Origin of the sequence: Flavobacterium denitrificans DSM 15936 (genome assembly GCF_000425445.1) — a bacterium.
GTDB lineage: Bacteria > Bacteroidota > Bacteroidia > Flavobacteriales > Flavobacteriaceae > Flavobacterium > Flavobacterium denitrificans.
In genome coordinates, this window is sequence record NZ_AUDL01000015.1 from 90,801 (window position 1) to 104,224 (window position 13,424).

General features: G+C 32.8%; 11 protein-coding genes and 1 rRNA gene. 3 read left to right on the top strand and 9 right to left on the bottom strand.

Annotation, left to right across the window (positions count from 1 at the left end):
- Positions 1–9: 9 nt before the first annotated feature.
- Positions 10–735 carry a head GIN domain-containing protein gene (locus tag H600_RS0110585; protein WP_026728767.1) on the top strand — a complete coding sequence of 242 codons (726 nt, stop codon included), beginning with the start codon at positions 10–12 and terminating at the stop codon, positions 733–735.
- Between the two features lie 127 nt (positions 736–862).
- Here H600_RS0110585 and H600_RS0110590 read toward each other — a convergent pair whose 3' ends face one another.
- The 6 genes from H600_RS0110590 to H600_RS0110615 form a co-directional block, all read right to left on the bottom strand.
- A complete protein-coding gene (locus H600_RS0110590) occupies positions 863–2,167 on the bottom strand; it encodes an MFS transporter (RefSeq protein WP_026728768.1) in 1,305 nt (434 codons plus the stop codon).
- Between the two features lie 153 nt (positions 2,168–2,320).
- Complete coding sequence (locus tag H600_RS0110595; RefSeq protein ID WP_026728769.1) at positions 2,321–3,133, bottom strand: M48 family metallopeptidase; 813 nt, start codon at positions 3,131–3,133, stop codon at positions 2,321–2,323.
- An 85-nt stretch (positions 3,134–3,218) separates the two neighbouring features.
- On the bottom strand, positions 3,219–5,618 hold the full coding sequence (locus tag H600_RS0110600) for a glycoside hydrolase family 31 protein (RefSeq protein ID WP_026728770.1): 2,400 nt from the start codon (positions 5,616–5,618) through the stop codon (positions 3,219–3,221).
- Between the two features lie 201 nt (positions 5,619–5,819).
- Entirely contained in the window at positions 5,820–7,724 is a 1,905-nt protein-coding gene (gene glgB, locus H600_RS0110605; RefSeq protein ID WP_026728771.1) for a 1,4-alpha-glucan branching protein GlgB, read from the bottom strand.
- A 56-nt stretch (positions 7,725–7,780) separates the two neighbouring features.
- Positions 7,781–9,061, bottom strand: coding sequence for a glucose-1-phosphate adenylyltransferase (locus tag H600_RS0110610; protein ID WP_026728772.1), 1,281 nt, complete (start codon positions 9,059–9,061; stop codon positions 7,781–7,783).
- The gene (locus H600_RS0110615; protein ID WP_026728773.1) at positions 9,051–10,478 is read right to left on the bottom strand and encodes a glycogen synthase; all 1,428 of its coding nucleotides are present in this window, start codon (positions 10,476–10,478) and stop codon (positions 9,051–9,053) included. The genes H600_RS0110610 and H600_RS0110615 overlap by 11 nt, the downstream gene beginning before the upstream one ends.
- A gap of 138 nt (positions 10,479–10,616) precedes the next feature.
- Between H600_RS0110615 and H600_RS0110620 the strand changes: the two genes are divergently transcribed.
- Together H600_RS0110620 and H600_RS0110625 are read left to right on the top strand one after the other, a co-directional pair.
- A complete protein-coding gene (locus H600_RS0110620; protein ID WP_026728774.1) occupies positions 10,617–11,483 on the top strand; it encodes an alpha/beta hydrolase in 867 nt (288 codons plus the stop codon).
- A 49-nt stretch (positions 11,484–11,532) separates the two neighbouring features.
- On the top strand, positions 11,533–12,177 hold the full coding sequence (locus tag H600_RS0110625; protein ID WP_026728775.1) for an endonuclease III domain-containing protein: 645 nt from the start codon (positions 11,533–11,535) through the stop codon (positions 12,175–12,177).
- A gap of 7 nt (positions 12,178–12,184) precedes the next feature.
- Here H600_RS0110625 and H600_RS0110630 read toward each other — a convergent pair whose 3' ends face one another.
- From H600_RS0110630 to rrf, 3 genes are all read right to left on the bottom strand, one after another.
- Positions 12,185–12,616, bottom strand: coding sequence for a nuclear transport factor 2 family protein (locus H600_RS0110630; RefSeq protein WP_026728776.1), 432 nt, complete (start codon positions 12,614–12,616; stop codon positions 12,185–12,187).
- Positions 12,617–12,628: 12 nt separating this feature from the next.
- Positions 12,629–13,081: a DUF1569 domain-containing protein gene (locus H600_RS0110635; RefSeq protein WP_026728777.1), complete on the bottom strand. Its 453-nt coding sequence runs from the start codon at positions 13,079–13,081 to the stop codon at positions 12,629–12,631.
- A 139-nt stretch (positions 13,082–13,220) separates the two neighbouring features.
- A 5S ribosomal RNA gene (rrf, locus tag H600_RS0110640) occupies positions 13,221–13,330 on the bottom strand.
- Positions 13,331–13,424 lie beyond the last annotated feature (94 nt).

Genomic DNA, 13,424 nt, shown 5'->3' on the forward strand with positions numbered 1-13,424 from the left:
TCAAAAACCATGAAAAAAATTATTCAATCAGTAGTTTGCAGTGCGCTTTTAGTTGGTTTTACAGCTAATGCACAAACCGAAAAAATCAATGGAAACGGTAATGTTGTAACTCAAACCAGAACAACTTCAGAATATGATGCAATCAAAATATCAGGCTTTTTTGATGTTGATTTAGTAGCTGGAAAAGAAGGAAAAATTACAATTAAGGGCGAAGAAAATATTTTAAACGTAATTGTTGTTGAAGTTGAAGATAATGCTTTGAAAATTCACGTTAAAAAAGGCACTAATGTACACCCTAGCAGTGGAAAAAAAGTTGAAATTACGGTTCCGTTTGAAAAAATATCAGAATTAAATCTTTCTGGATCAGGTGATATCGTATCAAGAAATCAAATAAAAAATGATTCATTTACAGTGAGATTATCAGGATCTGGAGATATTGATTTAGATGTTGCATCCAACTCTTTTGATTTCAGTCTCAGCGGTTCAGGAGATGTCAAGCTAAAAGGCAGTTCAGATAATGTAGTTGTGAAACTTTCTGGTTCTGGTGATATAGATGCGGCTAATCTTAAATCTAAAAATGCTACTGTAAATGTATCAGGCTCAGGCGATGTCAAAGTAAACTGCAACGAAAGTATAACAGCAAGAGTTTCAGGCTCGGGAGATATCAAATATGCTGGAAATCCGGAAAAACGTGATGCAAAGGTTTCAGGTTCAGGCAGTGTATCAAAAGTATAATTTTTAGATAAAACTCAATAATAAAAGATTTTAAAACATCATTCAATCAAAAATCGAACAAATCAATCCTCTTTTATTATTGAGTTTTAATTTATTTTCATATTTAAAATCTAAAAAAAAGAGGCGCTTAAAGCGCCTCTTTTTTATGAACTCTTCTCAGAAGAAAAATTGATGTAACGAAGAAAATTGCGAGAACAACAATTGCTTTACGCGGACTTCCAGTTCGTTGGTCAATTATTCCATAAATACACATTCCTATTACAATTCCTATTTTCTCTGCAACGTCATAAAAACTAAAAAATGAAGCAGTATCTTTTGTTTCAGGCAATAACTTTGAATAAGTTGAACGTGAAAGAGCCTGGATTCCGCCCATTACAAACCCTGCAATCGTTGCCATGACATAAAATTGCATTGGTAAAGTAATAAAATAAGCTAATGCACAAAATACTGCCCAAACACCGTTAATTACAATCAAAGTTGGAATATTGCCAAATTTTGCAGAGCATCTTGAAGTAATAATTGCACCAATTACAGCAACTAATTGTATAATTAAGATACAGATAATTAGTCCTATTGTTCCTTCTTCTTTTGATGACCATTGAATTTCCTGTGCGCCAAAATAAGTTGCCACCAGCATTACGGTCTGTACTGCCATACTTGAGACGAAAAAACCTCCTAAATATCTTCTTAGTGGCACATTATCTTTTAATAGGCTCCACACTTTTTTCAATTCTTTAAAACCATTAAAAACCACGTCTTTTGTCAGTTTTTGGCCATTCTCCTTGCTTCCCTTTGGCAAATAGTAATACGTATATTGGCTAAAAAGAATCCACCATATACCAACCATAATGAAAGAATAACGCATTGCTTCCATTGCTGTGATATTAAAAGTTTTTGGAAACATAATCATACCAAGATTGATCAGCAATAAAATTACACTACCAATATATCCAAGAGAATAACCTTTTGCACTAATTCTGTCTTGCTGCTCCTCAAAAGCAATATCTGGCAAATAAGAATTGTAAAAAACCAAGCTTCCCCAATATCCTATCAATCCTAAGAAATAAAATGCCAATCCGATATAAATATTTCCAAGATCGAACCAATATAATCCAACGCACGACAAAGCGCCTAAGTAACAAAAAAACTTCATGAATGCTTTTTTGTTCCCAACATAATCTGCAATTCCTGACAAAAGCGGCGAAATAAATGAAACAACTAAAAACGCAAAAGCTGTAGTAAAACTAATTAAAGCCGAATTCTTAAGGTTCATCCCAAAAACTTCAATATAATGTCCGCGATCAGTAAACAATGCTTCATAAAATATTGGAAATACTGCAGAAGCAATTGTAAGTGTATAAACTGAATTGGCCCAATCATAAAATGCCCAAGCATTTAATAATTTCTTGTCGCCTTTTTGTAGGTTTTTCATGGAAGTAGTTTTGATAATAGGCTACGAATTTATCTAATTTTTATTATAATCAAAGAGAAAATTTCGATTCGTATATTATTAAATTATGAAATAAAAAAAAAGCTACCCGAATAACGAATAGCTTTCAATATTATAAATCAAGCCTTGTAGATTTTATTTTATAGTTCCTACTTTTAATGCAATTGCTTTTGCTTCAGGAATTAAGGCTTTAATATTAGCAATTCTTGTTGCATCAGAAGGGTGAGTACTCATAAACTCAGGAGTTCCAGATCCACCAGATTTTGAAGCCATTCTGCTCCAGAAAGCAACAGCATCATCTGGATTATAACCCGCAATAGCCATTAATGTTAAACCAATTTTATCGGCCTCACTTTCATTGCTTCTGCTAAAAGGCAACATAACTCCTACTTCAGAACCAATTCCATATGCCTGAGCAAAAATTTCTTGAGTTTGCGCAGATTTGGTACTTGTCGCTGCACTCAATGCAGCACCTCCAATTTGTTGCAATTGCGCGGCCGACATTCTTTGTGCACCGTGATTAGCCAAAGCGTGAGAAACTTCATGCCCCATTACGGTTGCCAAACCAGATTCATTTTGTGTTACAGGCAAAATACCTGAATAAACCACAATTTTACCTCCTGGCAAACACCAAGCGTTTACTTCTTTATTATCCACTAGCTTATATTCCCAGCGATAATCTTTCAAGTATTGCGTTTGACCTAGATAATTTAGATATTTTTCGGCAGCTAGTTTAATTTTATAACCTACTGTTTCTACAAGTTTTGCATCTGCAGTTCCCGTAATTACTTTATTTTCAGTCAAAAACTGATTGTACTGTTGAAATGAAGATGGAAATAATTCACTATTTGAAACAAAATTCAAATTTTGTTTTCCCGTTATTGGATTTGTTGCACAGCCATAAACCAAAACAGCTGTAAAAATCCCAGCAATTAGATTTTTTTTCATGATTTTACAAATTTAGCACTAACAAAAATACAACTAAATTTGATTTCACTTTTATATAATTCTCAAAAACTTTACCAGAATTTACCTACTCCCCTACAATATGAAGTTCATTAAACTCCTTGTCAACAATCAAGAAATTATTTTGTTCAAAGCTTATTTTATCAAACTCAATTTTTTCATTGTCTATTTCGATTTCAGTAACTTTAAACGGAAGTCCAATTAAATTGATTTTATATTTAGAATAAGGCGTATCATATTTTCCTTCTTTATGAAGCTGAATAATCAATTCTTTTTCTTTTCCTATAGAACGTAATGATAAATAGCTATAACGACCTTTTTTGTAATCATAACCATCCTGCGCATCTTCATAAACTGCTGATTGCTCTTTGCCTTTTTTATAATAAACATCCAATATTAATTCATCAAATTCCAATTCACCAACATATTGCTGAACAGGATATTTTGGAATAATGGCACCCGCTTTTATAAAAACCGGAATCTCATCAAATTTTGTATCAATCCAGATTTCTCTTCCTCCTGCGAAAAGTTCATTTGTCCAGAAGTTATACCACTCGCCTCTTGGTATATACATTCGTCTACCTACAGCGTTAGGTTCAAGAATTGGGCATACTAAAATTTGGTTTCCAAAAATAAATTCATCATTTCGATAATGCGTTTGTGTATCATCCTGATCATAATAAACCAATGGTTTCAACATCGGAATACCTTCTTCAATATATTGCCAAAACATAGTATATAAATATGGAAGAAGCTGATAGCGAAGACTTACAAATTTTCTGGTAATATTAATGACTTCTTCATCAAAAGCCCAAGGTTCTTGATTTCCATGATCTCCAGAAGAATGCGTTCTGCAAAATGGATGAAAAACACCCAACTGAATCCAACGTGCATATAATTCGCCTGTAGGTTGTTCCGCAAAACCACCAATATCAGAGCCTGTAAAACCCATTCCGGAAATTGACATTCTTTGAACTTGAATATTTGCAATCCATAAATGTTCCCAGGTTGCAACATTATCTCCCGTCCATGAAGATGTATAACGCTGAGCACCAGAATAAGCCGATCTTGTAATTACAAATGGACGTTTTGGATACGCAAAACGTTTTACACCATGATAAGTAGCCCTTGCCATTTGGGTTCCGTAAATATTATGGGCTTTTCTATGGCTACAAGGATTTCCGTCATAAACGTGACGAACATCCATCGGGAAAGTTTTATTTGGAACCTCCATAACAGCTGGTTCGTTCATATCATTCCAAACTCCTTTTACGCCAATGTCTGAAATTAATTCTTTAAATAATCCTGCCCACCATTCTCTTACTACAGGATTTGTATAATCTGGAAAGTTACATTCTCCAGGCCAAACTTTTCCTTTCATATAAGGACCATCGGCTCTTTTGCAGAAATAATCTTTTTCTAAAGCTTCTTTATAAACCCAATAATTTTTATCGATTTTGATTCCCGGATCGATGATTACAATTGTCTTAAAACCGTCTTCAGCTAGTTCACTGACCATCTTTTTTGGATCAGGAAAATATTCCTTATTCCATGTAAAACATCGAAAACCGTCCATATAATCAATATCCAGATAAATGGCATCACAAGGAATTTTAAGTTCTCTGAATTTTGAGGTAATTTCTTTTACTTTGCTTTCTGGATAATAACTCCATTTACATTGGTGATAACCTAAAACCCAAAGTGGTGGTAATTCAGGTTTTCCTGTCAAATCGGTATAAGTTGTAACAACATCCTGCATTTGAGGACCATAAATGAAATAATAATTCATTTCGCCTCCTTCAGCCCAAAAACTTGTTACATTTCTTCTTTCCTGGCAAAAGTCAAAAAAGGTTCTGAAAGTATTATCGAAGAAAACTCCGTAGGATTTTTGATTATGCAATCCAATATAAAACGGAACTACTTTATAAAGTGGTTCCTGATCTTTTTGATAAGCATATTGATCAGTAGCAAAATTCTCTACTCTTTTGCCTTTTAAATTCATTTGAGTGGCTTTGTCACCAAGACCGTAAAAACATTCTCCGTCTTTTGACGATTTACTCATTTTTACAATGTTACCGCCGTATTCATAACTTTCTTCCCAATGAAATCCAAGTTCGTCCTGAAGGATCAAACAATTTTCTAGGTCATAAATAGACAAACGAACATCTGCTTTTTTAATTTTACAAATTACTTTACTGGTTCTAATTTCAAAGTAATTCTCATCTTCACTAACCTGTAAAAAATTATAACCATGCAATTGCGTTTTATCAATCGCATACGAAAAATCATTACTAAAATATCCTTTCGTAGTAAACCGAAAGCGAATTAAGCTGTCTCTAAGAACCGTGACTTTTAAAATTACATTATTGTCAGTGTAGAAAGAAATGGAATCTCCCTCATGCTCGTACGAAACTATTTTCGACGGAAATAAATTGCCTTTATGTTCTAGTGATGTATTTGTAATCATATCGCTATTGTCTTAATTATATAACTCAATCCTTACTTCAAACATACAAAAAAACTTGGTAAAGCACTATGAATAAAAGGTTTATTCACGAAAACGTTTTTTCTGAATGAGTTACAAATTAGTTTACAAAAAATCAATAATTCGATAATTTTAAAACACAAAATTGATAAAACAACATTATTGAAATTTATCTCTAATTTTCTACTCAAAAGAATAAACCGTAACGCTTAAAGGAGGCAAAGTTAATTCTACAGAATAATCTCTTCCATCATAAGGAGAAACATCAATTTTTATAGAGTCAGGATTTCCAACGCCACTTCCTCCATATATTTCTGCGTCACTATTGAAAATCTCTTTTAATTTTCCTTTTTTAGAAATGCCAATTCTATAATTCTCTCTTACTACTTGCGTGAAATTGCAAACTACAACTAGATTTTCATCAGGATTATTTCCTTTTCTAATATAAGAAACAACAGCATTTTGATGATCAGAATAATTGATCCATTCAAAACCTTCGCCTGTAAATTGTTTTTCATACAATGCCGGTTCAGATTTGTATAACTGATTCAAATCTGTAATTACTTTTTTAATTCCCAAATGATAATCATATTGCAATAAATGCCAATCTAAGCTTTTTTCAAAATTCCATTCATCGCTTTGTCCAAATTCTGCTCCCATAAACAGTAATTTTGTTCCGGGATGCGTAAACATATAGCCGTAGAGCAATCTTAAATTAGCAAATCGTTGCCATTCATCGCCAGGCATTTTATAAATAAGAGATTTTTTGCCATACACCACTTCGTCATGAGAAAACGGAAGCATAAAATTTTCTGTAAAAGCATACGTCATCGAAAAAGTCAAATCATTTTGATGGTATTTTCGATAAACAGTTTCTTTCTGGAAATATTTTAAAGTATCATGCATCCAACCCATCATCCATTTCATTCCAAAACCTAAACCTCCATAAGATGTTGGTCTCGAAACCATTGGAAAGGAGGTGCTTTCTTCAGCAATTGTCTGAACTCCCTTGAAATTAGAATAGATTACCTCATTGAATTCTTTAAGAAAACTAATACTATCTAAATTTTCTCTTCCGCCATAAATATTTGGTTCCCATTCGCCGTCATTTCTCGAATAATCAAGATATAACATCGAAGCTACAGCATCAACTCGTAGTCCATCAGCATGATAATTTTGAAGCCAAAAAACAGCATTACTGATTAAGAAAGCACGAACTTCATTTCGTCCATAATTAAAAACCAAACTTTTCCAATCGGGATGATAACCTTTTCTTCGATCTGGATGCTCGTACAAGTGTGAACCATCGAAGAAACCTAAACCATGCGCATCATCAGGAAAATGAGACGGAACCCAATCCAAAATCACACCAATTCCAGCCTGATGCAGTTTGTCAACCAAAACCATAAAATCCTGTGGTTTTCCAAAACGAGAAGTTGGCGCAAAATAGCCTGTCAGCTGATATCCCCACGAAGGATCATAAGGATATTCCATAATTGGCATAAATTCAACATGCGTAAAGCCAGTTTCTTTTAAATAATTTACCAAATCGTCTGCTAATTCCAAGTAAGTCAAAAAACGATTATGTTCTGCACGTTTCCATGATCCCAAATGCACTTCATAAACCGAATATGGCTTATCTAGAGCATTATTTTCGTGGCGCGACTCCATCCAATTTTTATCTTTCCAATTGTAATCCAAATCCCAAACCACTGATGCTGTATGTGGAGGTTTTTCACAATATAAAGCAAAAGGATCTGCTTTTTCGGTTACAACTCCATCAATATGCGACTGAATTTTATATTTATAAAGTGAACCTTTAGACAAATCAGGAATAAAACCTTCCCAAATACCCGAAGAATCCCAACGAACTTGTAATTCATGCTCACCTTCCACCCAATAATTAAAATCGCCCACTACAGAAACCGATTTGGCAGTAGGAGCCCAAACGGCAAAATACACACCTTTTGTTCCATTTACTTCAATTAAATGCGCGCCTAACTTTTCATATAATTTGAAATGTTTTCCGGCTTTGAATAAATCAATATCAAAATCGGTAAATAGAGAATGCGTAATTACTTTTGTCATATTTGGTTTTTAAGGCAATTGAAATTTGGGTTTTATATTATTGGAATTTTAAAACTTTATTCGATTCTAAAATTATCCGAAAGAATTGCTCCTTTTTTAATCACAACAATACCATCTTTTATGCTGTACAATTCGTTGGTAAAATTATCTAAATGTTTTCCTCCGCTAATGTGAACGTTATTTCCAATACGGACATTTTTATCTACTAAAGCATTTTTTATAAAACAGTTTTCACCAATTCCAACATGAATTTTATTGACACTAGCTTCGTGATTCAGTTCATCCAAATCTTGGTAGAAATCATTCCCCATCACATAACAATTTTCAAGTACAGTTCCAACACCAATTCTGGAGCGAATACCAATAACTGAGCTTTTAATTTCTTTTGCATTGATAATACAACCTTCAGAAATCAATGATTGATTGATAATTGAATTTCTGAATTTTGATGGCGGAAGCAATCTTGGTCTCGTAAAAATCTTATTATCATTATCAAACAAATTAAACTCTGGAATATCAGCGGTCAAGCCGATATTTGCTTCGAAAAATGACTCAATATTTCCAATATCTGTCCAATATCCTTCGTACTGATAACTCAATATTTTATGTTTTCCAACGGCCTGCGGAATAATTTCTTTTCCAAAATCCTTCGTATCGGGATTAGACATTAACTCCTCCAACAATGATTTATTAAAAATATAAATTCCCATCGAAGCCAAATATTTTTTCCCCTTTTCCTGCATCTGTTCACTTACTTCAGATTCCCATTCTGGCAATAATGAAGCGTGAGGTTTTTCGATAAAAGCCTCAATAACACTTTCGTGATTGGTTTTCAAAATCCCAAATTCTGGAGCATCTTTAGCATTTACAGGCAACGTTGCAATAGAAATTTCAGCATCTGCCGCAATGTGAGCTTCTAACATTTCGTTAAAATCCATTTGGTAAAGCTGATCGCCCGAAAGAATTAATGCATGATCAAAATCATGCTTCAAAAAATGAGACATACATTGTCTAACAGCATCAGCAGTTCCTTGAAACCACGTTGGATTATCAGGAGTTTGCTCTGCCGCCAAAATATCAACAAAGGATTGGCTGAAAATACTAAAATTAAAAGTGTTTTTAATGTGAGCATTCAGAGATGCCGAATTAAACTGTGTCAAAACAAATATTTTAAAAATATCCGAATTGATGCAATTCGAAATCGGGATATCGACCAAACGATATTTACCTCCAATTGGAACAGCTGGTTTTGATCTTGTTTCTGTCAATGGGAACAAGCGAGATCCTTGTCCGCCTCCTAAAATAATGGCAACTACATTTTTCTTTTTAAACTTCATTTTGCTGAATTATTAAGTTGTATATTTCGATATATTCTTGGCACACACTTTCCCAGGAATGATCTGCTGACATTCCTCTTTTTAAAACTTTATTGAAATTTATTTTATCATCGTACAGCTTTACCGCACGATTTATCGAATAACAAATATCGCCAACCGAAGCCTGATCGTGGCAAACACCATTTCCTTCATCACCAAAATCAATCACTGTATCTCTTAATCCCCCAGTTCTTCTAACAATTGGAACTGTACCATATCGCATAGCGTACATTTGATTCAAACCACAAGGCTCTACTCTTGAAGGCATTAGAATAAAATCGGAACCAGCATAAATTAAATGAGCCAAATCTTCATTATATCCAATAAAAACGTTGTAATTACCTTTATAATCATTGCGTAATTGTGTCAATTGTGCTTCTATTTCTGAATTTCCGGATCCTAAAATTAAAATATTAATATTTTCAAAATTTTCAGATAATGCTAACGCCGAAGCTTGTGGCAACAAATCCCCTCCTTTTTCTTCAAATAAACGTCCTATAAAACTAAATAAAGGTTTTGTAGGATCTAATTCAAATTGTTCACAGAGCTTTTCTTTATTTTTTTGTTTTCCAAATTCAAAAGTTTCAATCGAATAATGATGTTCAATCATTTGATCTTTTGATGGATCCCAAACTTCAATATCAATTCCGTTTAAAATTCCTTTAGATTTATTTCGAACCGAATTAAACAATCCTTCTAATCCGTTTGCATAGCGATTTATTTCATTAAGATAACTCGGAGAAACAGTCGTAACAGCATGCGCGCATTTAACTCCCACCGCTAATGAATTTATCGAATGATTCCATTCTAAAAACCCAACATGGATCAAATCAAATTCTGGCAAATAATGCAGTTTATCAAATCCAAACCATCCTTGATATAAACCATTATGGATTGTAATGGCCGTTTTTACATTTCGTAAACTTTCGTATTTATAAGCATACTTTATTAAAAACGGAACAACTCCCGTATGATGATCATGACAATTTATTATTCCCGGAACTTTACTGCGAGCAACAATCCAATCTAAACTTGCAATTTGGAAAGATAGAAAACGTTCAATATCATCTTCATAGCCATAAACATTTGGCCTATCAAACAATTCTTTAATTTCAATCAAATAAAGCTCATAGCCAAGCTTATCAGAAGTCTCTTTTAAAACACTAAATGGAAAATTAAAATTTCCTAATTTGACATTTCCCCAATGCACGCATTCAAAATCATTTTCTTTTCTGAATTTGGTATCATAACAAGGAACAACGACTCTTACCTGATGTCCTGCATTAGTCTGATATTTTGGCAACGCTCCAACAACATCGGCCAATCCCCCCACTTTTGCCATTGGGTAACATTCTGCGCTTAAATGAAATATTTCCATCCTAAAATTTTATAACAGTATTAAATAGTAATTGTTGATTTATTTTTTTCTACAGCTAATCAATAATATGCTATTTTTATGTTCTTTAAATTTAGGAAAAAATAAGGAGAATCAAGCTCTCAAAAAAAAATTATCAATATGTCAAAAAAGGAAAGTAATCCTACTAAATCATTAAAAATTCCACAGTTTATTATTATATCCTGTAAAATTTGCGCTTTTATTTCAACCAAATTGGTTACTTCATATGCAGCAAAATTGTTTACAACGCCTATAAAACATAAGGTTCCAAAACGAGAACTTGAGATGGATTCTAAAAGCATTCACAAAATAATTCATGTACCAGCAATAAACAAAAACATTGTAACGTACCAATATGGAGAAAGCAATCGTAAGGTTTTATTAGTTCATGGATGGTCTGGAAGAGGCACACAACTATTTAAAATAGCAGATGAACTTTTAAAAAATGGTTTTTCAACAGTGAGTTTTGACGCTCCTGCACATGGAAAATCTCGAGGAAAATCCACGATAATGTCTGAGTTTATTGCCTCTATATTAGAAATAGAAAAACAATTTGGCCCATTTGAGATTGCAATTGGTCATTCGCTTGGCGGAATGTCAGTTCTAAATGCAATTAAAGACGGACTTCAAGTAAACAAAGCAGTTATTATTGGAAGCGGTGATATTGTACAAGATATTTTAGATGAGTTTATCTCAAAATTGGGTTTAAAACAAGAAATCAGCGAATGTCTTCGTGATCGTTTTGAGGAAAAATATCAAGTAAAAATGGATGATTTTTCAGCATATCGAGCGGCGCAAAAAGTAAAAATTCCAGTTTTAGTAATTCATGATAATGATGATCCTGAAGTTCTTGTTAAAGCAGGAATTCATATCCATCAAAATCTTCAAAATGGAACATTATACCTAACTGATGGTTTAGGTCATCGAAAAATACTTGGAAATCAAATTGTTATCAAAACGACTCTAGATTTCATCAAAACTAACTAATTTTGTGATAGTTGCATTTTTATCATGATTAACTTAAGAGAAATTTGATATGAATTTATTTGGAGAAACATCAGATTGGGAAACTAAATTAGAACCAATTTTAAAGAAATATAAAGGAAAAAGTCACCCTCTAGAATATCAAAATACATATCAATTATTGGTAATGGTAATTTTATCTGCCCAAGATTCTGATGCTAATATTAATAAAATAGCGCCTGGTTTATTTGAAAAATTTCCAACTTTAAAAAGTTTATCACGAACAGATATTGAAACATTAATTCCTTATATAAGTAAAGTTCGTAATTTCGGGACAAAAGCCAATTGGATATTAGAAATTGCAAAAACAATTCAAAATGATGACGATATTCCTTTAACAATGCAAGGACTAACAGCTCTAAAAGGAGTTGGTAGAAAATCTGCAAATGTAATTTTAAGGGAAACTGGAAGACCCGCCGAAGGTATTATTGCTGATTTACATGTTATTCGTGTTGCCCCAAGAATTGGAATTATTAAAGAAGCAAAAGACGGAAATAAAGTAGAAAAAGATTTGATGCAAGTTTTGCCAAAAAATATCTGGTCAGAAATTGGAATGGCAATTTCTTTTTTAGGAAGAGAAACATGCAGACCAAAACCAAAATGCGAAGAATGTCTCTTAGCAGATATTTGTTTTTATTATGCTACAGAAGTCGCATAATAAAAATCTACTTTCTTCTAGTGTCAATTAAATAAATAATTCTCCAAGAATCTTTTTCTTTAAACAAAGTAAAAGTATTTACGCCCGTATGACTTAATTTTTCATTCAAATAAAACTCATATGGAGCCCAAACATGAGCCATTGTACCATCAATTTGAATATTATAGCTCAAAATCTTCTCTTGAAATTTCATGCTTGATGGAATTGATGCAATAGATTTGTAAAAAGCACTTGCCTTTTCATCTGACAATTTATTTCCTTTGGTAAAACTTTCTGAAATAGACTGCAAAATAATTCGATCAGAACAAACCGATTTTATTTTAGTAGAATCTTTTTGATGAAATCCTTCAAAAAACACTTCTATAGTTTTTTGAACTTCTTGCTTTTGTGCATTCGCAGTTAATCCTAATAGTAAGAAGCAAATAATTATATATTTCATAATCATCGATTTTTAAACGCCAAATTGAGAAAGATGATGATCTAAATGTTTTGCAAACATAATATTCCATTCTTTAGAATTCAGTTTACCAAACGAAAGTGACTCTTTTTCATTAAATTCACTTTCGCCTAATTCCTGAGTTTTAATAATATACTTGATTAGTCGCTCTTTTTCAAAATCAAAATTACAGTCTCTTGAAATAATAAATTGAGGAGCAGTTCTAATATTTCTAGTATAAGGCACTTCATTAATTACATTTTTCTTTACAAATGATTTTAAAAAGAATTTCATAAAAGCATTAGGTTTCTTATGAATATTATCATACACCATTTCATAAGTGACATTGCAGTGAGCCAGCATTTGATTGACAGACATTTTACCCCAAAGTGGCTGAGAATCATTTTTTAATTGATTGATACGATTTATGAATTCGTCAGAATCATCTTTTGAGAAAATGTTTTTCATAATTATTCCACATAAAGTAGCAAAAGCAAAAATAGAGAATTATTTCTCTTAAAAATAAGTTATTTGAATTTTACAGCTAAAATTTTCAAAACCGATACAAAACAAAAAACCCCGTCCGATACGGACAGGGTTTTCAAAAGAAAGGCGACGACATACTCTCCCACAATGATGCAGTACCATCTGCGCAGGCGGGCTTAACTTCTCTGTTCGGGATGGGAAGAGGTGAGCCCCGCCGCAATAACCACCTTAAGGTCGTTCGTTGCTTGGGCAACTTTTTAATTAATAATTGATAATTGACAATTGATAATTAAAACAATATCTTAACATACTGAGATAAAGAAAA

Bases quoted from the DNA above. Each gene is read 5' to 3' on its own strand.
- H600_RS0110585 (WP_026728767.1), top strand. From the start codon at position 10: ATGAAAAAAATTATTCAATCAGTAGTTTGCAGTGCGCTTTTAGTTGGT.
- H600_RS0110590 (WP_026728768.1), bottom strand. From the start codon at position 2,167: ATGAAAAACCTACAAAAAGGCGACAAGAAATTATTAAATGCTTGGGCA.
- H600_RS0110595 (WP_026728769.1), bottom strand. From the start codon at position 3,133: ATGAAAAAAAATCTAATTGCTGGGATTTTTACAGCTGTTTTGGTTTAT.
- H600_RS0110600 (WP_026728770.1), bottom strand. From the start codon at position 5,618: ATGATTACAAATACATCACTAGAACATAAAGGCAATTTATTTCCGTCG.
- glgB (WP_026728771.1), bottom strand. From the start codon at position 7,724: ATGACAAAAGTAATTACGCATTCTCTATTTACCGATTTTGATATTGAT.
- H600_RS0110610 (WP_026728772.1), bottom strand. From the start codon at position 9,061: ATGAAGTTTAAAAAGAAAAATGTAGTTGCCATTATTTTAGGAGGCGGA.
- H600_RS0110615 (WP_026728773.1), bottom strand. From the start codon at position 10,478: ATGGAAATATTTCATTTAAGCGCAGAATGTTACCCAATGGCAAAAGTG.
- H600_RS0110620 (WP_026728774.1), top strand. From the start codon at position 10,617: ATGTCAAAAAAGGAAAGTAATCCTACTAAATCATTAAAAATTCCACAG.
- H600_RS0110625 (WP_026728775.1), top strand. From the start codon at position 11,533: ATGAATTTATTTGGAGAAACATCAGATTGGGAAACTAAATTAGAACCA.
- H600_RS0110630 (WP_026728776.1), bottom strand. From the start codon at position 12,616: ATGAAATATATAATTATTTGCTTCTTACTATTAGGATTAACTGCGAAT.
- H600_RS0110635 (WP_026728777.1), bottom strand. From the start codon at position 13,081: ATGAAAAACATTTTCTCAAAAGATGATTCTGACGAATTCATAAATCGT.